21 protein-coding genes are annotated in these 21286 nt (G+C 69.9%); 8 read left to right on the top strand and 13 right to left on the bottom strand.

What is annotated here, in order from left to right; all coding sequences use genetic code 11:
* Positions 1–23: 23 nt before the first annotated feature.
* The 3 genes from BIU99_RS01480 to BIU99_RS01470 all read right to left on the bottom strand — a co-directional run bounded on the left by BIU99_RS01480 (position 24) and on the right by BIU99_RS01470 (position 3330).
* Complete coding sequence (locus BIU99_RS01480) at positions 24–1337, bottom strand: ABC transporter substrate-binding protein (protein ID WP_083397120.1); 1314 nt, start codon at positions 1335–1337, stop codon at positions 24–26.
* A 117-nt stretch (positions 1338–1454) separates the two neighbouring features.
* Positions 1455–2381, bottom strand: a complete 927-nt coding sequence (locus tag BIU99_RS01475; protein ID WP_079003233.1) for a carbohydrate ABC transporter permease — start codon at positions 2379–2381, stop codon at positions 1455–1457.
* Positions 2374–3330 (bottom strand): carbohydrate ABC transporter permease, encoded by a 957-nt coding sequence (locus BIU99_RS01470; RefSeq protein WP_064295713.1) that lies wholly within the window; start codon positions 3328–3330, stop codon positions 2374–2376. Before BIU99_RS01470 ends, BIU99_RS01475 begins: the two co-directional genes overlap by 8 nt.
* 358 nt (positions 3331–3688) lie before the next feature.
* On the opposite strand from BIU99_RS01470, the gene BIU99_RS01465 reads away from it, so the two are divergent.
* From BIU99_RS01465 to BIU99_RS01450, 4 genes are read left to right on the top strand one after another with little or no spacing between them, the layout of a single operon-like run.
* A complete protein-coding gene (locus BIU99_RS01465) occupies positions 3689–4858 on the top strand; it encodes a Gfo/Idh/MocA family protein (protein ID WP_071259309.1) in 1170 nt (389 codons plus the stop codon).
* A complete protein-coding gene (locus BIU99_RS01460) occupies positions 4855–6042 on the top strand; it encodes a dihydrodipicolinate synthase family protein (RefSeq protein ID WP_071258808.1) in 1188 nt (395 codons plus the stop codon). The genes BIU99_RS01465 and BIU99_RS01460 overlap by 4 nt, the downstream gene beginning before the upstream one ends.
* Positions 6039–6998: a sugar phosphate isomerase/epimerase gene (locus BIU99_RS01455; RefSeq protein WP_083397119.1), complete on the top strand. Its 960-nt coding sequence runs from the start codon at positions 6039–6041 to the stop codon at positions 6996–6998. The genes BIU99_RS01460 and BIU99_RS01455 overlap by 4 nt, the downstream gene beginning before the upstream one ends.
* Positions 6999–7057: 59 nt before the next feature.
* Entirely contained in the window at positions 7058–8107 is a 1050-nt protein-coding gene (locus BIU99_RS01450; RefSeq protein ID WP_064295711.1) for a LacI family DNA-binding transcriptional regulator, read from the top strand.
* A gap of 120 nt (positions 8108–8227) precedes the next feature.
* Here BIU99_RS01450 and BIU99_RS01445 read toward each other — a convergent pair whose 3' ends face one another.
* From BIU99_RS01445 to BIU99_RS01420, 6 genes are all read right to left on the bottom strand, one after another.
* Positions 8228–9115, bottom strand: a complete 888-nt coding sequence (locus tag BIU99_RS01445) for a DarT ssDNA thymidine ADP-ribosyltransferase family protein (RefSeq protein WP_071258805.1) — start codon at positions 9113–9115, stop codon at positions 8228–8230.
* Positions 9116–9231: 116 nt separating this feature from the next.
* Positions 9232–9798: a DUF1648 domain-containing protein gene (locus tag BIU99_RS01440; protein ID WP_071258802.1), complete on the bottom strand. Its 567-nt coding sequence runs from the start codon at positions 9796–9798 to the stop codon at positions 9232–9234.
* 188 nt (positions 9799–9986) lie between these two features.
* Entirely contained in the window at positions 9987–11453 is a 1467-nt protein-coding gene (locus BIU99_RS01435) for an MFS transporter (RefSeq protein WP_071258799.1), read from the bottom strand.
* Positions 11454–11614: 161 nt separating this feature from the next.
* Positions 11615–12793, bottom strand: a complete 1179-nt coding sequence (locus BIU99_RS01430; RefSeq protein ID WP_071258797.1) for a cystathionine gamma-synthase — start codon at positions 12791–12793, stop codon at positions 11615–11617.
* A gap of 132 nt (positions 12794–12925) precedes the next feature.
* Positions 12926–14290 (bottom strand): cystathionine beta-synthase, encoded by a 1365-nt coding sequence (locus tag BIU99_RS01425; protein WP_064295706.1) that lies wholly within the window; start codon positions 14288–14290, stop codon positions 12926–12928.
* A 195-nt stretch (positions 14291–14485) separates the two neighbouring features.
* Positions 14486–14791, bottom strand: a complete 306-nt coding sequence (locus BIU99_RS01420) for a hypothetical protein (RefSeq protein ID WP_064295705.1) — start codon at positions 14789–14791, stop codon at positions 14486–14488.
* A gap of 174 nt (positions 14792–14965) precedes the next feature.
* Here BIU99_RS01420 and BIU99_RS01415 point away from each other — a divergent pair, with 174 nt between their 5' ends.
* The gene (locus BIU99_RS01415) at positions 14966–15643 is read left to right on the top strand and encodes a metal-dependent transcriptional regulator (protein ID WP_064295704.1); all 678 of its coding nucleotides are present in this window, start codon (positions 14966–14968) and stop codon (positions 15641–15643) included.
* Between the two features lie 81 nt (positions 15644–15724).
* On the opposite strand, the gene BIU99_RS01410 is transcribed toward BIU99_RS01415, so the two are convergent.
* Entirely contained in the window at positions 15725–16978 is a 1254-nt protein-coding gene (locus BIU99_RS01410; protein ID WP_071258795.1) for an Nramp family divalent metal transporter, read from the bottom strand.
* 165 nt (positions 16979–17143) lie between these two features.
* Between BIU99_RS01410 and BIU99_RS01405 the strand changes: the two genes are divergently transcribed.
* From BIU99_RS01405 to BIU99_RS01395, 3 genes are all read left to right on the top strand, one after another.
* A complete protein-coding gene (locus tag BIU99_RS01405) occupies positions 17144–17848 on the top strand; it encodes a DUF3105 domain-containing protein (RefSeq protein ID WP_071258792.1) in 705 nt (234 codons plus the stop codon).
* A 4-nt stretch (positions 17849–17852) separates the two neighbouring features.
* A complete protein-coding gene (locus BIU99_RS01400; RefSeq protein ID WP_205847539.1) occupies positions 17853–18641 on the top strand; it encodes a DUF305 domain-containing protein in 789 nt (262 codons plus the stop codon).
* A 116-nt stretch (positions 18642–18757) separates the two neighbouring features.
* Positions 18758–18967 carry an antitoxin gene (locus tag BIU99_RS01395; protein WP_064295701.1) on the top strand — a complete coding sequence of 70 codons (210 nt, stop codon included), beginning with the start codon at positions 18758–18760 and terminating at the stop codon, positions 18965–18967.
* Positions 18968–19068: 101 nt separating this feature from the next.
* Here the strand turns inward: BIU99_RS01395 and BIU99_RS01390 are convergent, their stop codons facing one another.
* The 3 genes from BIU99_RS01390 to BIU99_RS01380 all read right to left on the bottom strand — a co-directional run bounded on the left by BIU99_RS01390 (position 19069) and on the right by BIU99_RS01380 (position 21264).
* Positions 19069–19578 (bottom strand): hypothetical protein, encoded by a 510-nt coding sequence (locus BIU99_RS01390; RefSeq protein WP_071258790.1) that lies wholly within the window; start codon positions 19576–19578, stop codon positions 19069–19071.
* A gap of 158 nt (positions 19579–19736) precedes the next feature.
* Positions 19737–20528, bottom strand: coding sequence for an aquaporin (locus BIU99_RS01385; protein ID WP_071258787.1), 792 nt, complete (start codon positions 20526–20528; stop codon positions 19737–19739).
* Positions 20529–20649: 121 nt separating this feature from the next.
* Complete coding sequence (locus BIU99_RS01380; protein ID WP_167620516.1) at positions 20650–21264, bottom strand: GntR family transcriptional regulator; 615 nt, start codon at positions 21262–21264, stop codon at positions 20650–20652.
* Between the last annotated feature and the right edge of the window lie 22 nt (positions 21265–21286).

Here is a 21286-nt window from a genome sequence, read left to right as displayed (position 1 = left end):
GCCGGTCGAGGGCTGTGGCCGGGTCAGCCGGCGGCGACCGCGGCCTTGAGGTCCTTGATGAACCCCTCGGCGGCCTGGTCGGGCGTGTTCTTCCCGAAGAGGACCTGCTCGGTGTACTGCTTCACGAGCGCCTCGATCGCGCTGCCACCGGCGGGCGTGACGGTCGGCGGCTCACCGATGTCGTCGGCGAGCCCGTCGAGGAACTCGACGACCGCCTGGTCGGTCTCCGCCAGTTTCGGCGTGATGTACTCGCGGATCTTCGTGTTGGCGGGGACGCCGCGCTCGGTGAGGAGCGAGTCGGCCGCGGTCTCGCTGTTGGCGAGGAAGTCGATGAACAGCGCCGCCTCGGCGGGGTGCTCGGTCCGGGCGGACGCCGACCAGTACATCGACGGCTTGTAGTACGCCGACTCGTCGGCCCCACCGTCGACGGTCGGGATCCGGAGGAGTTCGAGCGGCGAACCGCTCGCCTCGGTCAGGGCCGTCAGCTGGCTGTTCCACCAGGGGGCGAACGCGGCGGCGTTGGTCGCGGTGAAGGATTCGGCGAGCCCACCGGCCTGCTTCTCGACGATCGCGGACGCCGGCGGCGTCGCACCGTCGTTCACGAGCTCGAGCAGGTACGTCCACCAGGAGGCGAGCGTCTCCGGCTTGATGGACACCTCGCCCTTGTCGTTGTACAGCTCGTCGCCGTGCTGACGGGCCCAGTTGTTCAGGCCACCGTCCTCGAAGCCGAAGGGCTGGAAGCCGTAGACCGATCCGCCACCGGCTGCCGAGACCTGCTCGCTCAGCGCGGTGAAGTCGTCCCAGGTCCAGGTCTCGTCGTCGGGCATCTCGATGCCGGCCGCGGCGAGCAGGTTCGGGTTCACGACGATGGAGTAGCTCGTGATCCCCGAGGGGATGCCGTAGAGCGAGTCGTTGACCGTGCCGGACGTCAGCGTCTCCTTGGGGAAGTCTCCGAGGTCGAGGTGGTCGGTCACGGTGTTGAGGTCGAGGAGCGCGCCGCGGTCGCCGTAGGTGGCGATGTACTTCTCGTCCATCTGGATGATGTCGGGGGTGTCGTTCGCCGCCGTCTCGGTGGCGAGCTTGTCCCAGTAGCCGGCCCAGTCCGTGAACTGCGGCTCGATGGTGATGTTCGGGTGTTCCTTCTCGAAGGCCGCGATGACCTCCTGCGTGGCCGCCGTGCGGGCGTCGTTGCCCCACCAGGTGAAGCGGAGGGTGACGGGCTCGTCGGACAGTTCGGTGGCGGCGTCGCCTCCGGCGCTGCAGCCGGCGAGGAGGAGGGCGGCGACGGCTCCCGTCGCGATGAAGCCGGCGGCTCTGCCGTGCTTGCTGATGCTCATGCTGTTCCCTTTCGAATCGATCGATCCGGATCCGGAGCTGCTGGATCCGGTGGTGCTGGGTCTGGTGCTGGTGGTCTGGTGCGGTTGCTGCGGTGGTGCTGGTCGGTGGGTCGGGCCTCACTTGCCGCCGGTCGTCGCGATGCCCTTCAACAGGAACCGCTGACCGAACAGGAAGACGAGGAAGATCGGCAGGAGCGAGACGACACTCATCGCGAACATCGGCCCCCACGAGGTGGACGATTGTGCGTCCATGAACGCCCGGAGTGCGAGCGGCACCGTGTACATCTCCGGTTTCGTCAGGTACAGGAGCTGACTGAAGAAGTCGTTCCAGGTCCAGATGAAGGTGAAGATGGCGGTCGTCGCGAGCGCCGGCACCATGAGCGGCAGGATGATGACCCCGAAGATGCGGGGGTGGCCGCAGCCGTCGATGCGGGCCGCCTCGTCGAGTTCCTTCGGGATGCCGCGGATGAACTGCACCATGAGGAAGACGAAGAACGCGTCGGTCGCGAGGATCTTCGGCAGGATCAGCGGCAGGTACGTGTTCACGAAGCCGAGCTGGGAGAACATGATGTACTGCGGCACGATGATGACGTGGATCGGCAGCATGAGCGTCATGAGCATCGCCGCGAACCACCAGCGCTTACCGCTGAACTTCAGCCGGGCGAAGGCGTAGGCGGCCATCGAGCAGGACACGAGGTTGCCGACGATGCAGCCGAGGACGATGAGCACGGAGTTCAGCAGGAAGACGTGGAACGGCTCCGAGAGGGTGTTCCAGCCCTCGCTGTAGTTGCTCACCTCGAAGCTGTCGAGGACGATGCCGGGGTTCCGGAAGATCTCCTCCGTCGGGCGGAGCGAGGAGACGACGAGCCAGATCACCGGGTAGAGCATGATGAAGCCGACGAGGATCAGGCCGATGTGCTTCAGGACCGACTTCCAGGGCGACCAGCCCCGAGCGCGGCGGTACTGGCGTTCGGCTTCCTTGGCCTCGCGACTGCGGTTCTTGCTGTCCGTCGTGATGGACCGTGTGGTCAGCGTGTCAGTCATCGTAGTTCACCCAGTATTTCGAGGCCCAGAAGTTGATCGCGGTGAAGACTCCGATGATGAGGAGCAGGAACCAGGCCATGGCCGAGGCGTAGCCCATGTCGAAGTTCGAGAAGCCGCGGTTGTAGAGGTACAGCGTGTAGAACAGCGTCGAGTCGGCCGGGCCGCCCGTTCCGCCCGACACGATGAAGGCCTGCGTGAAGGCCTGGAACGCGTGGATGATCTGCAGCACGAGGTTGAAGAAGATGATCGGGGTGAGCAGCGGCAGGGTGATCTTGGTGAAGCGCTGCCACTTCGTCGCGCCGTCCATCTGCGCCGCCTCGTGGTACATGACGGGGATCTGGCGGAGACCGGCGAGGAAGATCACCATCGGTGCGCCGAAGGTCCACACGTTGAGCGTGATGAGGGTCGAGAGGGCGGTCGAGGGGTCGGCGATCCAGCTGCGCCCCTCGATCCCGAAGATCGCGATGAACTGGTTCACGAGGCCTTCGCCGCCGAACACCTGCTTCCACAGCACCGCGATGGCGACGGAGGAGCCGAGGAGCGACGGCAGGTAGTACACGGACCGGTAGATCGCGAGGCCACGGAGACCGCGGTCGAGCAGGGCGGCCAGTGCCAGTGCCGCGGCGAGCTGGAGCGGCACCGATACGAAGACGTACACGAAGGTGACGCCGAGCGAGTTGTGGAGCCGCTCGTCGCCCATCATGCGGATGAAGTTGTCGACGCCGATGAACTTCGGCGCCTGCAGCAGGTTGTACTTCGTGAAGGACAGCGCGAGCGAGGCGACCATCGGGCCGACGGTGATGACGGCGAGTCCGATGAGCCACGGGAGGAGGAACAGGTAGGCGGCCTTGTTGTCGCGGCGGTTGTCCTTCTTGATGAAGGCCTTCTCGGCCGCCGTCTGCGGGCGTTTGCCGGCGCTGAGCTTGCGGAGCTCGCCGAGCGCGCTCACCGAACACCCCTCGCGAGTGTCGTCCTGGGCGCTCCTGGAGTTGCACGGACCACGTCGGACCTCCTTGTCGATCGTCGTTGATGACTTCCCGGAAAGCGTTTCCCGGCTGAGCTGCATCAAGTTCTATCACGGCCTCATCGGACGATGCAACGATTCAATCCGCATCCGTGTTCGTTCCGTGATCACCTGTGACCGAATCGGTTCGAACCCTTGCCTTGGCCCCGCACACCGTTCTACAGTGACCCGGTAAACGCTTTCCGGACGAGCCACGGCCGCCGGGACCGGAACACGAACCAGAGGAAGAGCCACCGTGTCAGAGCAGACCATCGGGATCATCGTCAACGGCGCCACCGGGCGCATGGGCTACCGGCAGCACCTCGTGCGGTCGCTGCTGGCCATCCAGGAGCAGGGCGGCGTGCAGCTGTCCGACGGCACGCGCCGCCAGATCGAGTTGATCCTCGTCGGCCGCAACCAGGCGACCCTGGACGAGCTCGCCACACGGCACGGCATCGAGCACACCTCGACCGACCTCGACGCGGTCCTCGCCGACCCCCGCTGGAACGTCTACGCCGACTTCCTCGTCACGAAGGCCCGCGCGACAGCGCTGCGCAAGGCGATCGCGGCCGGCAAGACCATCTACACGGAGAAGCCGACGGCGGAGTCCTTCGAGGAGGCGTTGGAACTCGCGCGTCTCGCCGCCGAGGCGGGCGTGAAGAACGGCGTCGTGCACGACAAGCTCTACCTGCCGGGGCTGCGCAAGCTCAAGCGCCTCATCGACTCGGGCTTCTTCGGTCGGATCCTCTCCGTCCGTGGCGAGTTCGGCTACTGGGTGTTCGAGGGCGACTGGCAGCCGGCGCAGCGCCCGAGCTGGAACTACCGGGCCGAGGACGGCGGCGGCATCGTCGTCGACATGTTCCCGCACTGGAGCTACGTGCTCGAGAACCTCTTCGGTCGGGTCGAGTCCGTGTACGCGAAGGCCACGACGCACATCCCCGAGCGCTTCGACGAGCGGGGCGAGGCCTACGCGGCCACCGCGGACGACGCCGCCTACGGGGTCTTCGAGCTCGAGGGCGGCGTGATCGCCCAGCTCAATTCCAGCTGGACGGTCCGCGTCGACCGCGACGAGCTCGTGCAGTTCCAGGTCGACGGCACGCATGGCTCCGCGGTGGCGGGCCTCTTCGGCTGCAAGGTGCAGCCGCGGAACGTCACCCCGAAGCCGGTGTGGAACCCCGACCTCGCCGACGACCACGACTACGCGGGCGACTGGCAGGACGTGCCGACGAACGACGTGTTCGAGAACGGGTTCAAGACGCAGTGGGAGGAGTTCCTGCGCCACGTCGTCGAGGACGGCCCCTACGAGTACGACCTGCTCGCCGGTGCGCGCGGCGTCCTGCTCGCCGAGCTCGGCCTCGAGAGCTCGCGCACCGGCCGCCGCCTCGACCTGCCCGAGGTGAGGCTCGGAGGCACGAGCGACACCCCCGGCGCGGACGAGGAGCTGGCGTCGCTCGAGGCCTCGGTCGCACGATGACGTCCGTCCCGCTGCTCTCGACCGACGGCACGGTCACCGCGCTGGAGCTCCGCGAGCCCGTCGTGGCCGAGCGCCCGACCACTCCCCTGACGAGCCGCACCGCCTACGCCGCCGCGCACGTCGTCCCGAAGCCTTGGGCGGAGAACGTGCCGGGTGCGCCGGCCGAGCTCGACTGGGACGCGACGCTCGCCTACCGCCACCATGTGTGGTCGTACGGCCTCGGCGTCGCGGACGCGATGGACACCGCCCAGCGGAACATGGGACTCGACACCACCGCCACGCGCGAGCTGATCACCCGGAGCGCCGCGGAGGCCGCCTCCGTCGGCGGTGCGCTCGTCGTCGGTGTCAACACCGACCACCTCAGCGACGAGACCGTCTCACTCGACGCGGTCGCCGACGCCTACCTCGGACAACTCGCGTTCGCCGAGGACGCGGGCGCCGGGACCGTGATCATGGCCAGCCGACACCTTGCGAGGGCCGCTCAGTCCGCCGACGACTACCGTCGCGTCTACGACCGGGTCCTGTCGGCGGCGCAGGCGCCCGTGGTCCTGCACTGGCTCGGCACGGCGTTCGACCCGAGCCTCGAGGGCTACTTCGGCGCAAGCGACGTCGCCGAAGCCTCGGACACCCTGCTGCGCATCATGACCGACCACGTCGACCACGTCGCCGGAGTCAAGATGAGTCTTCTCGACGCCGATGCGGAGATCGCCGTCCGGCGTCGCCTCCCGGCCGGCACGACGATGTTCACCGGGGACGACTTCAACTACGTCGATCTCATCGCCGGTGACGCCGTCGGACACTCCGACGCCCTGCTCGGGGCGTTCACCGCGATCGCCCCGGCCGCCTCCGCCGCGATCCAGGCGCTCGACGCCGGCGACCCGGCCGCCTACGAGCGGATCCTCCGACCGACCGAGGCCCTGTCGCGCCAGATCTTCGCCGCGCCGACCTACTACTACAAGACGGGTATCGCCTTCCTCAGTTGGTTGAACGGTCACCAGCCGGCGTTCTCGATGGTCGGCGGCCTGCACGCGGCCCGGAGCCTGCCGCACCTGTCGGAGATCGTGCGCCTCGCCGACGCGGCCGGCGCGCTCGAACACCCGGAACTCGCCGCCGAGCGCTGGACGGGCCTGCTGCGCACGGCCGGTGTCGTCGGCACGCTGACCGCTGCGGGAGGAACCCGATGAGCGCCACCGCCCTTCGACAAGCTCAGGGACCGGCGGGACAGGGTCAGGGACCGGCGGGACAGGGTCAGGGACCGGCGGGCGGCAGCACCACCCCGCACGCGCGACTCTCGATCAACCAGGCCACGATCAAGTACGCCACCCTCCCGGAGGCGGTCGCGGCCGTCACCGCAGCCGGTGTCACGAGCTTCGGCGCCTGGCGCGAGCCGGTGCAGGAGTACGGCGTCGCAGCCTCTGCGAGCCTGCTCACGGACAGCGGGCTGCGCGTCTCGAGCCTGTGCCGTGGTGGCTTCTTCACCATGCCCGAGGGTCCGGACCGCCGGACGTCGATCGACGACAACCGGACCGCGATCGACGAGGCCGCCGCCCTCGGCGCTCCGGCCCTCGTCCTCGTGGTCGGCGGCCTCCCGGCCGGGTCCCGCGACCTCCTCGGCGCCCGCGAACTCGTCCGCGACGCGATCGGTGAGCTCACCGACCACGCCCTCGAGTCCGGCGTGCAGCTCGCCGTCGAGCCGTTGCATCCGATGTACGCCTCGGACCGCGCGGTCGTCTCGACCCTCGGTCAGGCCCTCGACATCGCCGAGCAGTTCGCTCCGGAGGCCGTCGGGGTGGTCGTCGACACCTTCCACATCTGGTGGGACCCGCAGGTGCTCGAGCAGATCGCCCGCGCTGGTGCGACCGGTCGGATCTCCAGCTACCAGGCGTGCGACTGGGCGACACCGCTCGCCGCGGACGTCCTCCTCTCCCGGCACTATCCGGGCGACGGTGTCGTCGACTTCGGCTCGCTCACGCGTGCCGTCGAGGCGGCGGGGTACACGGGCGACATCGAGGTCGAGCTCTTCAACCAGGACATCTGGGACAGCCCGTTCCAGCAGGTGGTCGATCGCACCGTCGACGCGTTCCAGGCGACGGTCGTCCCGCACCTCGACCACGACGACGACGCGATCCACCACGCCTGATCGCCGCGGCCGCCCTGTGGCAGAGTGTGTCTCAGCAGCCGCCAGTACGAAGGAGCGCCATGTCGGTCGACGAGCACCGGTCGACGCCGGTCCCACCGACGCTGCACGACGTCGCCCGTGAGGCGGGGGTCTCCCTCGCCACCGCATCGCGCGCGCTCAACGGGAGCACCCGGACGGTCAACGAGACGTTCCGTCGGCGGGTCCTCGACGCCGCACTCCGGCTGAACTACACGCCGAACCTGTCGGCTCAGGCCGTCGCGAAGGGCCTGTCGTCGACGATCTCGCTGCTCGTCAGCGACATCGCCGACCCGTACTTCTCGTCCATCGCGGCCGGGGCCATCCGCGCGGCCGACGAGCAACGCATCGCCACGACCATGGCCGTCACGCACCGCGACCACGAGCGCGAACTCGAACTCGTGCGGGTGCTCCGCGGACAACGGCCACGCGCCATCATCCTGACGGGTAGTCGCTGGGACGGGGTCGCTTCGGAGCACCGGCTGTCGGATGAGCTCGCGGCCTACGAGTCCACGGGCGGACGCGTCGTCCTCGTCTCGCAGCGGACGCTCCCGTTCGCAACGGTGCAGCTCGGCAACGCGACCGGTGCCCGCGAGCTCGCCCGGGAGCTCGTCGGTGCCGGGTACCGCCGCTTCGCCGTCATCGCCGGCGACGATCGCCTGCTCACCTCCCGGGAGCGCGTGAGCGGGTTCGCCGAGGGACTGGCCGAACACGGCATCGCGATCCACCCGTCGAGGATCGTCCGGGCAGAGTTCACCCGCGACGGCGGGCGCCAGGGGGCGGCCGAGCTCCTGCAGCTGGGACTCGACGACGTCGACCTGGTCTTCGCCGTCAACGACGTGATGGCGATCGGCGCGATGTCGGCGTTCCGCGCGGCCGGACTCCGACTTCCCGAGGACCTCGCGGTCGCCGGGTACGACGACATCGCGACGTCCCGCGACGTCACCCCGGCGCTCACCACGGTCGCCGTGCCGCTCGAGGCGGTCGGCGAGCACGCGGTGCGGCTGGCGCTGGACCCGGCGACGGACAGCTCGACGACGGAGCCCGTCGGCGCGACGGTCCTCCTCCGCGAGAGCACCCCGCCGCGCGCCTGACCCGTCCGGTCCTGTCCTGTTCGCAATTCAGGAACGCCACGGCGAGCCGCCCGCAACCGGTGTGGAGGTGGGGTCGGCTCGCCGGGTGCGTCCTGAATTGTGAACGCGGTGAGGCTTCGCCTAGTCGGCGACGTGCTCCTGGAACCAGGGGGTGTAGGCGGCGACCTTCGTGCGGTGGCCGGCGCCGGCGACGAGTCGCTTGACGTGCTCGCGGACGTTGACCGTCGCGACGCCGATCACGGTGATGCGGTCGAACGGGACGGCGTCGGCGACGAGCACCTCGGCGCGTCGGAGGGCCGCGGGGTCCTCGTCGGTCGCGAAGCGCTGCACCATGCGGTCGGCGGTCACCGCGTTGGCGCCGATGCTCGTGAGCACATGGGAGGCGTCACCGTCGGCGACCACGACCCGCGCGCGGGAGGGCCGACCGGTGTCGGCGTCGAACTCGCCCGGGTGCACGGCTGCGCCGTCGATGGTGGTGACGAGGACCACGTAATCGTTGACCGATGACGCGAGCGCCTCGGCGGACAGACGGACGTCGTGCTCACCCGCGCGGATGCCCGCCCAGAGGTCGGCGTCCGGGGTCAGGAAGAACGGGACGAAGTCGGCCGGCGTGAGGTCGTCGGTGCCGGCGAGGACCATCGTGCGTCTCGCTTCGCGGTGGCTCGCGGCGGCGATGTCGACGACCGGCCCGTCGGGGAGCGCCGGTGACGCCACCGGCAGGATGCTGCCGGTCTCGAGGATGCGCTCGAGGTTGCGGATGTGGGTGACGTGGTACAGCCGCTGCTCGCCGACGCGCACGACGGGCAGGGCGGCCGCCGCCTTCGTCACCGTCTTCGCGGTGGGCGCGGTCCGCACGCGGGTCGGCGCCGGCTCGCGGAGCGAGGGAGCGACCGTCGACCGACGGACCTTGGGAGCGGGTGGTTCAGCGACCGGCACCTCGCGGGGCGGCGGCGGGAAGCAGGTCGCGCAGAGGCCGTTGTCGAAACCGTGTTTGCATTCGTCGCTCAAGAGAGTCCTTCTGCAGTCCGGCTCCGAGACACGAGGAGCGGGTCACTGGGGGGACGAGCCGAGACGTACGCATCAAGGGTACGCGGCTTCGGCACCCCTCATGCACGCTGGCGCCGTCAAACGAGACCGCGCTGCGCCCGCAACACCCGGACGCACGAGACGGCGAGCGAGCCGAAGAACACCGCCATCAGCACCGGGAGCAGCCAGGGCGCCATCCACGCGGGCACGCCGAGCCAGGTGGTGAGTGCGACGACGGCGATGAGCGCGGCGGTCGCGATCGTCAGATTCCCCAGCAGTCGCACGGTGGCGTCGAGCGTGGCAGCCGTCACCTCAGGACGAGGCGACAGTTGCGTCGACCACACGGATGCAGTGGCCGATGGGTGGGGGCCGTCGTCCGATCGGGTCGTTCCGGCGAGCGGCAGGCAGGCGGCGACGATCCAGAAGATCGCCACGACCGCGGCCGCGATGATGACCGGGAGCAGGAACCCGCCGAGACGCTTGTCCGCCCAGGCGTCCGGCCGGAGCGCGGCGTCGAAGTGCACCGGCATGGGATCAGGAGCAGACGGATACACCACCAGGCCGATGACCAGCGTCGCCGCGACGATGACGAGTGCGACGAGATGCGGCCAGACCGGCGGCCGGCGAACGGGCCGTTCCGCGGAGGCGGTCATCGAGTCCTGCACGATCCTCCTCATCCGCACGAGGCCCCTCGGCGCACCTGCCACCGACGCCCGGCGTTCCGGCATATCGTCATCAACGATACCCAGCACGCTGTCACCGTGTCTCGCGGCGCCGCCTGGGCACTGCAGCGATGCGTGGGCGACGCTACCCCCCACGCACCGCAGCACTACCCAGGCGACGGTGTCTCGGCTCACCCGGTCACGCCTGGCTCCGCTGGTCGGCTCACCCGACGCGCGACGACGACCGCCGCGACACCGGCGACCAGCGCGATCGCGAAGCATCCGGCGAACGCCCCCGAGCCGTCGAGCGCCGTGAACGCCAGCCCGGTCGCCGCGAGCGCGAGGGCACCGCCGATCGCGTCGCCGATCGACATCGCCGCACTGTTGAACCCCTGCGAGCGCTCGTCGGAGTAGGCGAGCGTCATCACGCTGAGTCGCGGGAACATGAGGCCCATCCCGCCACCACTCACCACCCAGGCGACGATCGGTACCACCGGCGGCAGGCCGACGAGGGCGGCGGACAGGGCGATCGCGACGGCGACCGTGACGAGTGACGACCCGATCTGCACGGCGTTCGCATTCGACAGCCGGTCCCCGAGGCGCCCCTGCAACCAGGACGACAGCGACCACGCGATCGCTCCACCGGTGAGCGCGAGTCCGGCGAGCGCCGGCGTGAGCCCGTGCTCGCGGGTCAGCAGGTAGGGCACGTACACCTCGGCGCCGAAGAACGCGGCGGAGGTCAGTCCGCGCACCAGGATGACCGTCGGGAGCCCTCGGCGCGCGGTGAGCGTGCCGAGCGGGATGAGTGGTCGGAGGGCGAGGATCGCGACGACCGCGCCGACGATCGGCAGCGCCCACGCGGTCCATCCCGAGAACTCCGTCGAGAGGTTGACCGCGAGGACCGCGGCCGCGACGAGCACCGCCCACCCGAGCCGACGCAGCTCCGCGCCCGTCCGCGCGACGGTGGCCGCCTCGCCACCGTCCTCCGCCGACTGCAGCTCGGCGGCCTGCCGCTCGGCGCGTTCGGTTGCTGCGGCGCGCAGCATCCGGAGCGCCGGAAGGAGGAGGAGCGTCGCCACGACCACGAGCCCGACCACGCCGAGGAAGACCCAGTGCCAGCTGAACCGCTCGGCGACCACGCCGGCGAGGAACGGCCCGATCAGGGAGGGGACGACCCAGGCGGCCGCGAACCCGGCGAAGATCCGCGGGTGCAGGGCCGGTGGGTAGATGCGGGCGACGAGGACGTACAGGGCGACGGTCATCGCTCCCGAACCGAGGCTCTGGACGAGGCGTCCGGCGACGACGGCCCACATGGTGGTCGCGGTTCCGGCCAGGAGGAGACCCACGAGGAACAGGACGACGGAGGCGAGCAGCGGCTGGACCGGACCGAGGCGGTCGGCCACCGAGCCCGCGGCGACCATACCGATGACGCTGACGGCGAGCGGGCCGGCGAAGGCGAGCGCGTAGAGCTGCTCGCCGCCGAGCTCGCCACTCACGAGCGGCATGATCGTCGTGACGGCGAGGGACTCGAAGGCGCCGAGGAACACGAGCGCGCACGCACCGATAGTGACGAGGACGAACCGGCGGCTGAAGATCCCGCGGTCGCGGGGTGTCGGGTCGGCTCCGGTCGCGGGCTCGGGGGTCGTCGCTGTGGTCACGATTTCGAGCCTAGAACCTCAATGCGACTTGAGGTCAAGCGCTGACGAACCCCTGCCCGTTCACCATTCAGGACGTGCCCGGCGCGCCGTCGCCGATCGACGGGCTCGGGCGCAGGGCGCGCCGCAGCCGTCCTGAATTGCGAACGGGCCGGAACGGCCCGCTAGTGCTTGGCGCTCGCCTTCAGGACCTTCGCGAGCGCGCGGTCGAGGTCGGCGATGAGGTCGGCGACGTCCTCGATGCCGACCGACAGCCGGACGACGTTCTCGGGGACAGCCAGCTCCGTGCCCTTCACCGAGGCGTGCGTCATCTGCGCCGGCAGGCCGATGAGCGACTCGACGCCGCCGAGCGACTCGGCGAGTGCGAACAGCTTCGTCTTCTCGACGAGGCGCGTGGCTGCAGCCGGGCCACCGACGAGCGCGAGCGACAGCATGCCGCCGAAGCCGGACATCTGGCGGGCGGCGAGCTCGTGACCGGGGTGGCTCTCGAGGCCCGGGTAGTAGACGCGCTCGACGGCGGCGTGGCCGTCGAGGAACTCCGCGATCGCCTGCGCGTTCGCACTGTGCTGACGCATGCGCACCGCGAGGGTCTTGATGCCGCGCGTCGTGAGCCACGCGTCGAGCGGGGCCGAGACCGCGCCTGCGGCGAACTGCACGAAGCCGAGCTGCTCGGCGAGCTCGTCGTCGTTCATGATGATGGCGCCACCGAGGACGTCGGAGTGTCCGCCGAGGTACTTGGTCGTCGAGTGCACGACGATGTCGGCCCCGAGCGAGAGCGGCTGCTGCAACGCCGGCGAGGCGAAGGTGTTGTCCACCACGGAGAGCACCTCGTGGCGGTGAGCGAGGGCCGCGAGGGCCGCGATGTCGCTGATCTTCATGAGCGGGTTGCTCGGCGTCTCGACCCACAGCAGCTTCGTGCGGCCCGGGATGATCGCCGCTTCGACGGCCGCGAGGTCGCCGAGGTCCACGACCGTGTGCTCGATCCCCCAGGCGCCGTGCACCCGGTTGATCAGCCGGTAGGTGCCGCCGTAGACGTCGTTGCCGATGACGATGTGGTCGCCGGGGCGGAGCGCCGTCCGGATGAGCGCGTCCTCGGCGGCGAGGCCGGAGGCGAAGGAGAAGCCGTGCTTCGCGCCTTCGAGGGCGGCGAGCTGCGTCTCGAGTGCCGTGCGGGTCGGGTTGGCGGAGCGGCTGTACTCGTAGCCGCCGCGGAGCCCACCCACGCCGTCCTGGACGAAGGTCGACGTCTGGTAGATCGGCGGGATGATCGCCCCGGTGGTGGGGTCGAACTCCTGTCCGGCGTGGATGCTGCGGGTGGCGAAGCCGTGGTCGTGCTTGCTCATGGGTGACTCTTTCGGTTCAGGATTCGGGGAGGTGTCGGGTGGGCGACCGGTCGGACTGGCCCGGTCACCGGGGTCGGGCGTGGTCGGGACATCGCCCTGACTCCGCCCACACGACCTGCATGCCGCCCACGCTCAACCCGCCAGGTAGGTGAGGAGGTCGTGCCGCGTGATGACGCCGATCGGCTTGCCGCCGTCGGTGACGAGGAACGCCGGGGCGGAACCGAGCGCCGCGCGCGCCGCCGGGATGGACTCACCGAGGCCGATGAGCGGCAGCGGGTCGCCGACGAACGCGCTCGCGGCGTCGTTCATCTTGGCCGCGCCGCTGAAGACGGCGTCCATGAGGCTCGCCTCGTCGATCGCGCCGACGACCTCGCCCATCACCACGGGCGGCTCGGCGCTCAGCACCGGGAGCTGGGAGACGCCGTACTCGGTCATGATGTCGACGACGTCGCGGACGGTGTCGCTCGGGTGCACGTGCACGAGGTCCGGCATCTCCGAGCCCTTGCCGCGGAGGATGTCGCCCACGGTGCGGTCGTCGGCGACCTCGCTGAAGCCGTAGGACTGCAGCCAGGAGTCGTTGAAGATCTTGCCGAGGTAGCCACGCCCGCCGTCGGGCAGGAGGACGACGACCACGGCCGACGCCGGGAGGTCGCGCGCCGCGACGAGGGCGGCCTGGACCGCCATGCCGCTGGAGCCGCCCACGAGCAGTCCCTCCTCGCGGGCGAGGCGACGCGTCATCGCGAACGACTCGGCGTCGGTGACGGCGATGATCTCGTCGGGGATGGACGGGTCGTACGCGGTCGGCCAGAAGTCCTCGCCGACGCCCTCGACGAGGTACGGGCGACCGGTGCCGCCGGAGTAGACCGAGCCCTCCGGGTCTGCACCGATGATGCGCACGCCGCCCTCGGAGACCTCCTTGAGGTACTTGCCCGTCCCGGAGATGGTGCCTCCGGTGCCGACGCCCGCGACGAAGTGGGTGATCTCGCCCTCGGTGTCGCGCCAGATCTCGGGACCGGTCGACTCGTAGTGGCTGCGCGGCCCGTTCGGGTTCGCGTACTGGTTGGGCTTGAACGCCCCCGGGATCTCGGCGGTGAGGCGGTCGGACACGCTGTAGTAGGAGTCGGGGCTGTCGGGAGCGACCGAGGTCGGCGTCACGACGATCTCCGCACCGTAGGCGGTGAGCACGTTCCGCTTGTCCTCGCCGACCTTGTCGGGCAGGACGAACACGCAGCGGTACCCGCGCTGCTGGGCGACGAGGGCGAGGCCGACGCCGGTGTTGCCGGAGGTCGGCTCGACGATCGTGCCGCCCGGCTTGAGGTCGCCCGACGCCTCGGCGGCGTCGATGATACGCGTGGCGATGCGGTCCTTCGAGGAGCCGCCCGGGTTGAGGTACTCCACCTTGACGAGCACGGTGGCCGCGATGCCCTCGGTGACCCGGTTGAGCTTGACGAGGGGCGTGTTCCCGATGAGATCGAGCACGGAGTCTGCGTAGTTCATGTCTGCAATCTGTTCCTGTGGTGCGTCACCGCACGACTCTCGCGTGCGTCACCGGATGGCTGGGGCGGCTGAGGCGGCATCCCGGGCAGGGACGGTTCAGCGGGGACAGCAGGAACACGACAGGCGGAGACGCATGCAGACCACCCTACCCGGCGAGTGCAGGGAACGCAGCCGGATGACGGGGCCGATCCGGCGTCAGTGGATCACGACGAGTCGCTGCCGCGGACCGAGTGCCGAGACAGCAGAGACCACCAGCCGGACGGCGAGGGTCAGCACCATGAGGACACCGATGACCGCGAGCACGACCGCGGCGAGCAGCAGCACCGCGAGGAGCGCCGGGAGTCGGCGTAGCGCGAGCTCGGCCGGGCGACGAGGGGGTGTCCCGTCCGCCCCGGGTGCCTCCAGGTGGCCTTCGCCCGCCATGGCGGCGGCGACGAGTTCGAGCGTGGCACGCGCGCCGGATCCGAGCCGTGCGGTCGAGGTGCGCAGCGCCTGGGACATCACGTGGCCCTTCTCGTCGGATGGATCGGTGTTCGCGGGTGCGAGGACTCGACCGTAGCAGTCGGGTGCCCCGTTCGGGGGTGCCGGTGCCCATTCTGCCAGGCGGGCGTGAACACCCGGTGGCCTGCCGAAGGACGCATGATGGACGCGCACCGCGCTCCCTAGACTGGAGGCATGACCGTCTCCGGCCTCTCCGCCGTCTCCCAGGACTACCTCAAGACGATCTGGACGACCTCCGAGTGGGCCGACGAGTCGGCCACCGTCAAGCTGCTCGCGGATCGCATGGGTGTCCGTCCCGCGACCGCTTCCGACGCGGTGAAGCGACTCGCCGCCCAAGGACTCGTCGTGCACGAGCCCTACGGCAGCATCGAGCTCACCCCCGCCGGGCAGGCGCACGCGGTCGCGATGGTGCGGCGGCACCGACTCATCGAGACCTTCCTCGTCGAGATGCTCGGCTACGGCTGGGACGAGGTCCACGACGAGGCGGAGATCCTCGAGCACGCGGCGAGCGACACGATGATCGAGCGCATCGACGCCGCGCTCGGCCACCCGATCCGCGATCCGCACGGCGACCCGATCCCCTCCGCCGACGGCACCCCGCACCGCCCGGACGCGGTCCGGTTGAACGAGGCTCCGTCCGACAGCCCGTTGACGGTGTGCCGCATCTCGGACGCCGACCCGGAGACCCTCCGACACCTGAGCAGCCTCGGCATCGTCCTCGACACCGAACTGAGCGTCGACGACCACCGTGCGTTCGCGGGCGAACTCGAACTCCGGCTCACCGCGACCGGCACGCGCCTCACGCTCGGTCGCCTCGCCGCCGATGCCGTCTGGGTGACGGTCGTCGCCTGATCGCCGGCAGCTCCACTCGCCCGTCTTCGGGCGGATGAGCGCTCGTTCGCCCGTCTTCGGGCGGATGAACCGCCGGGCGGATCACCCGAAGAAGGTCAGCACGATGAGCGCGACGTTCAGCGAGACGATGAGCGCGACCACGACCCAGGCGAACACCCGGGTGGCGAGCTGGTCGACATGGACACCCATGATCCGCCGGTCGCCCGTGTAGCGCACGAGCGGGATGAGCGCGAAGGGGATGCCGAGGCTGAGGAACACCTGGCTCAGCACGAGCGCGGTGGTCGGGTCGATACCCGCCGCCAGGATGACGAGCGCCGGGATGAGGGTGATCACCCGTCGGGCGAGCAACGGGATGCGCACCTTGAGGAGCCCGCCCATGATCGCCGCTCCCGCGTAGGCGCCCACCGAGGTCGAGGCGAGCCCGGAGGCGAGCAGCCCGATGGCGAAGATGACGCCGATGACGGGCCCGAGCGCGGCGGTGATCGCCGCGTGCGCGCCCTCGATCGAGTCCGTCCCGTCGACACCGCCGAGCGATGCGGCCGCGAGCAGCAGCATCGCGATGTTCACCGCTCCGGCGAGGACGAGTGCCGCCGCGACGTCCCAGCGGGTCGCCACGATGAGCCGACGGATGGCACCGTCACTCGTCTGGACGCCGTGCCGGTCCCTGCTGAGCGAGGAGTGGAGGTAGATCGCGTGCGGCATGACCGTCGCGCCGAGCATGCTCGCGGCGAGCAGGACCGTCGCCGTGCCCTCGAACCGTGGCACGAGGCCTCCGGCCGCGGCACCCCAGTCGACGGGACTGACGAACAGGCCGGCGAGGAAGCCGACGGCGATGACTGCGAGGAGCGTCAGGATGGCGAACTCGAAGTGCCGCTGGCCGTACCAGTTCTGCACGGCGAGGAGCACGATCGAGAAGACCCCCACGATGACGCCGCCGAGCACGAGCGGGATCCCGAACAGCAGGTGGAGCGCCACGGCGCCGCCGATCACCTCGGCGAGGTCGGTCGCGGCGGCGACGAGCTCCGCCTGCACCCAGTAGAGCCGACGCGGCCCGGTTCGCAGTCGTGAGCCGAGCAGCTCGGGCAGACTCTGCCCGGTGACGAGGCCGAGCTTGGCGGAGAGGTACTGGACGAGCACGGCCATCGCGTTCGCGGCGACGAGCACCCACACCAGCAGGTAGCCGTACTGGGCTCCCGCCGTGAGGTTCGCCGCGACGTTCCCGGGATCGACGTAGGCGATCGCCGCCACGAAGGCGGGTCCGAGCAGGAACAGGAGTCGCGGTCCGCGGGGCGCGCGGGTCGCCGGAGCAGCGAGGTCGGTGGTCACGTCGGCCATGTTAGCAACACCGAGCTACATTTGTTAGAGGACTCTAACTCTCGGTTTCACCCGCCGTCTGCTTGGATGAGGCTGAGAATCGACTGCACATCGTCAGGCGCCGGAACGGCCCCCGGAAGCACATCTGGTTCGATAGTTACGCATACAACTTTTCGAGAGGCCCCCGTGACCCCCGCAGCAGATCGCCCCAAGAACACCCCCGTCCCGCCCGCCGTCAAGCAGCAGAGCGTGAAGCAGGAGCGCGAAGCCCAGCGTCAGGCCAAGGTCGCGGCGTTCAAGCAGGCGCAGAAGCGGAAGAACCGCAACCGCCGCATCGGGATCTGGGCCGCTGTCGTCGGCGGCGTGGCCGTCATCGCCGTCCTCATCACGAGTGTCGTCCTCACCCTGCCCAAGAACGCCAGCTACCCCGGCGGCGGCACCGGCACCGGCCAGGACATCGCGGGCGTGCAACTGTTCCAGAACACCTCGGAGCACGTCGAGGGCACGGTCGACTACCCGCAGAACCCGCCGGCAGGTGGTCCGCACAACCAGTACTGGCTGAACTGCGGCGTCTACACCGAGGAGCAGACCAACGAGAACGCGGTCCACTCCCTCGAGCACGGTGCGATCTGGGTCACCTACGACCCGTCCCTCAGCGACGCGGAGCTCACGAAGCTCAAGGAGCTGCTCCCCACCACGTACGTCATCCTGTCGCCGAAGTCCGACCTCCCCTCCCCGATCGTGCTGAGCGGCTGGAACTCCCAGCTGCAGGTCAACAACGCGAGCGACGCGCGCATCGCCGACTTCTTCGAGGAGTTCTGGAAGAGCAACAACGTCCCGGAGCCCGGCGCGGCCTGCACGGGCGCGATCGACGGTCCCGGCAAGGTCTGATCCGTTGACCCCGGCGAGCACCCCCGACGCCCCGGCGACCGGTGAACCGGCCGACGGCGGTGTGACCGACGAGGAACTCGCCGCCTGGGAGGCGCAGGGCTCCCCCGACGGCTCCAGCCGGACCCGCGTCGTCATCGCCGCGATGACCGTCGTCGCGATCATGGTCGCTGCGGCGATCGGTTTCTCGGTCGGTCGGCTCAGTACGCTCGCCGACCCGACACCCACCACGACGAGCGCCGAGGCGGGCTTCTCGCGCGACATGCAGGTGCACCACAACCAGGGCGTGGAACTCGCCATGATCATCCGCGACCGGACGGACGCGGTCGACGTTCGCACCCTCGCGTACGACATCGCGACCACCCAGGCGCAGCAGTCCGGGCAGTTGTACGACTGGCTCGTCCAGTGGAACCTGCCGCAGGGCTCACGGCAGCCGGACATGACGTGGATGACGCTCCCCACGCTCTCGGGTGCGAGCGGCCATGCGCACGGCGGCGACTCGGCGACCCCCGGGTCCACCCACACCCCGGGCGATCCGATGCCGGGCCTCGCCACACCCGCCCAGATCGACCAGCTGACGGCGGCGTCCGGGGTTCAGGCCGAGCGGGTGTTCCTGACCCTGATGATCGCCCATCACCGCGGCGCGGTCGAGATGGCCGAGGCGTTGCAGCCGCGGACCACGAACGCGACCGCGCTGGCCTTCACGCGCGCGGTGATCGCGAGCCAGCAGGCGGAGATCGAGCTCATGACCGGCATGCTCGACGACCGGGGCGGACCGGTCGACCTCGCCGGCTGACGCCCCGTCGACCGCCCGGACGACCTGCGGGCTCCGACAAGGGGCTAGCCAGAACACCGACTGACGGCGAAGAATGATCCCGACGCCCGAACGGGCCCGATGAACAGGAGCGACGGATGGCACTGGACGACATCACCAAGAAGGCTCAGGAATTCCTGAACGACAACAAGGTCAAGGACGCCCTGAAGAGCGAGCAGGCCGAGGACATCAGCGACAAGCTCCTCGGCACCGTGGCCGACGCGGCCAAGAAGGTCACCGGCGGCAAGTTCGACGGGCAGATCGACAGCGCTCGCGACGCCGCGGACAAGGCCGTCGGGAACGAGTAGTCCCTCAGGTCGAGACGCGTGACGGCCGGGTCCCGACGGGAGCCCGGCCGTTCGCGTCTGCAGCGGTCAGCGGTCAGCGGTCGATCGTCACTCCGTGCCGGTCAGCTGCCCTCGACGCCGCCGTCGACGGGGTTGCTCCGGAACCGGTCGAGCGCGATGGCCACGAGTTCCGGAGCGGACAGGTGCGTGTCCTGCATGAGGTCCGAGAGCACTTCTGACGCGCGCCCGCTGAGCGTCAGTTGCACGGTCGCGGAGCGGTCCTCATCGACACCGCTCAGCGCGCGACGACGTTCACCGAGGCTGAGGATGGCCGACCGCAGGTAGGTGCGGCTGGCGACGGTGTCGATCTCCCATCGGCCGGCGCGACGGTTCGCGACGACATTGCCACGACGGATGTTGGTCATGAGGGACGCGCGGCTCACATGGAGCCGGGCCGCGAGTTCCGCCGTCCGGACCGGACGCGGGAGGTCGTCGATGAAATCCTCGACCAGCGCCTCCCGGAGGAGCTCCCAGGCGACGTCCGGTGGGAGCGGCGCATCGGGCATGCTGCCGCCATCCTGCAGCGGACCCACCCACGCGGTCGTGGGGGCGTCGCGTTCGGTCATCGTCATCGCCCCTCCAAGGTTCCGGCGCTCGAACCTCAAGCATGCTCGGTGCCCGTGGAAAGCGCGTCCCCCAATGCGGGTTGCCCGCGTTCGCGGGGTGCCGGCCCGAAACGACGCACCCCGTCCAGCAAGAGCGGACGGGGTGCGGGCGATCCGGAGACGACTCAGCTGCGGTTCGCGACCGGTCGGGAACCCGCCGGGCGGGTCCCCTCGAACAGGATCCGGTAGCTGAATCCGGCGATCAGCGCGCCGATGATCGGGAACACGATGAACACCCAGACCTGCGCGAGCCAGTCGCCCCCGCCGAAGATGGCGGTCGCCATGGAGCGCGCCGGGTTGATCGAGCCGTTGTCGATCGGGATCGCGATCAACAGGAACAGCGTGAGGGCGCCGCCGATGGCGATCGGCGCGAAGCCAGCGGCGGCCCGGGTGTGCGTGACGCCCAGGATGACGTACAGGAAGAGGGCGGTGATGACGACCTCGATGACGATCGCCGAGACGAGTCCGAATCCGCCGGGCGAGAGCTCACCGAAGCCGTTCGAGACGAAGCCGCTTGCGACGGCCTTGTCGAGGAATCCTGCCGGGCCGCCGGCCGCGAGGCCGAAGACCGCCAGTGCGCCGAGGAACGCTCCGACGAGCTGCGCGAGGATGAACGTCCACGTCGCACGCCAGGGGAACCGACCGGCGGCGGCCAGCCCGAGCGTCACCGCCGGGTTGAAGTGCCCGCCGGAGACGGGGCCGAACGCGTAGGCGGCGATGGTCACCGAGAGGCCGAGGGCGATCGCCACCCCGAGGAAGCCGACGCCCAGGGGGTTCGACGTCTCTTCGCCGAAGAACGCGGAGAAGGTCGCCGTCCCGACGAGACCGAAGACGAGCAGGAAGGTGCCCGCGACCTCGGCGAGCAGCTGCGACGCGGTCGTCGGTTCGACGGAGGGTGGGACTTCCGGGGAGGACATCTGGACTCTTCTCGTTCGAGGTGACGACGTGGACGCGGTCGGCTCGCGGCCACCGCGTCACCAGCAGACTATTGCCAGGCGTCCCACCGGCGACAGCCCGCGGTCCGCATGTCGCCGTCCGTCAGTGCACCTCCAGGTCCTGGAGCGGGACCTGGAGCCGGAAGATGTGCTCGATCGCGAGCTCCGCGCCGACGGCGTCGCCCGAGGCGATCGCGGATCGGAGGTGCGGGTACCCGACGCGCAGATCCGACCAGTCGACCGTCTCAGCCGACCGCGTCGCCACGACGCGGTAGATCAGTGCGCCGATCACGTCCTTCGTCGCCGTGACGAGGACCGGGTTCTCGCAGTGTTTCAGGAACCGGTCCACGAGCCCCCAGACGCAGCGGCCGTGCGCGTCGGCGTCCTCCGCCGCCACGGTCGTCATGGTGTGCTCGACGAACGCGAGGAGCTCGGCCCGCTGCCCCGGGGTCAAGGTCGGGACGGTGACCCGGACGACGCCGCTGACGAGCGCCCCGAGGGTCTGCAGCACGGCTGTCCGATCCTCGGCGCGTGGCTGCGCGACACGGGTGTGCCGTTGCGGTGCCGTCTCGACCAGTCCGACGCGCTCGAGTTCCCGGAGTGCTGCGTGGACCGCCTCGCTCGGAGCGTCGAGCCACTCCCGGAGTTCCGCCTCGATGAGCAGTTCACCGGAGGCGAGCGTCCCGTCATAGATCGCGTTGCGGATCCGCTCGGTCACGGACTCACCTGCGGGGGACGGC

Origin of the sequence: Plantibacter sp. MMLR14_011 (assembly GCF_001865025.1) — a bacterium.
GTDB classification, from domain to species: Bacteria; Actinomycetota; Actinomycetes; order Actinomycetales; family Microbacteriaceae; genus Plantibacter; species Plantibacter flavus_A.
This window is presented reverse-complemented; position numbering and strand designations above follow the sequence as displayed.

What these genes read in the sequence shown, in the direction of transcription:
- BIU99_RS01475 (WP_079003233.1), bottom strand. Translation starts at nt 2,381, where the DNA reads ATGACTGACACGCTGACCACACGGTCCATCACGACGGACAGCAAGAAC.
- BIU99_RS01425 (WP_064295706.1), bottom strand. Translation starts at nt 14,290, where the DNA reads ATGAACTACGCAGACTCCGTGCTCGATCTCATCGGGAACACGCCCCTC.
- BIU99_RS01415 (WP_064295704.1), top strand. Translation starts at nt 14,966, where the DNA reads ATGACCGTCTCCGGCCTCTCCGCCGTCTCCCAGGACTACCTCAAGACG.
- BIU99_RS01480 (WP_083397120.1), bottom strand. Translation starts at nt 1,337, where the DNA reads ATGAGCATCAGCAAGCACGGCAGAGCCGCCGGCTTCATCGCGACGGGA.
- BIU99_RS01465 (WP_071259309.1), top strand. Translation starts at nt 3,689, where the DNA reads ATGGGCTACCGGCAGCACCTCGTGCGGTCGCTGCTGGCCATCCAGGAG.
- BIU99_RS01460 (WP_071258808.1), top strand. Translation starts at nt 4,855, where the DNA reads ATGACGTCCGTCCCGCTGCTCTCGACCGACGGCACGGTCACCGCGCTG.
- BIU99_RS01455 (WP_083397119.1), top strand. Translation starts at nt 6,039, where the DNA reads ATGAGCGCCACCGCCCTTCGACAAGCTCAGGGACCGGCGGGACAGGGT.
- BIU99_RS01450 (WP_064295711.1), top strand. Translation starts at nt 7,058, where the DNA reads ATGTCGGTCGACGAGCACCGGTCGACGCCGGTCCCACCGACGCTGCAC.
- BIU99_RS01430 (WP_071258797.1), bottom strand. Translation starts at nt 12,793, where the DNA reads ATGAGCAAGCACGACCACGGCTTCGCCACCCGCAGCATCCACGCCGGA.
- BIU99_RS01390 (WP_071258790.1), bottom strand. Translation starts at nt 19,578, where the DNA reads ATGACGATGACCGAACGCGACGCCCCCACGACCGCGTGGGTGGGTCCG.
- BIU99_RS01420 (WP_064295705.1), bottom strand. Translation starts at nt 14,791, where the DNA reads ATGTCCCAGGCGCTGCGCACCTCGACCGCACGGCTCGGATCCGGCGCG.
- BIU99_RS01385 (WP_071258787.1), bottom strand. Translation starts at nt 20,528, where the DNA reads ATGTCCTCCCCGGAAGTCCCACCCTCCGTCGAACCGACGACCGCGTCG.
- BIU99_RS01410 (WP_071258795.1), bottom strand. Translation starts at nt 16,978, where the DNA reads ATGGCCGACGTGACCACCGACCTCGCTGCTCCGGCGACCCGCGCGCCC.
- BIU99_RS01395 (WP_064295701.1), top strand. Translation starts at nt 18,758, where the DNA reads ATGGCACTGGACGACATCACCAAGAAGGCTCAGGAATTCCTGAACGAC.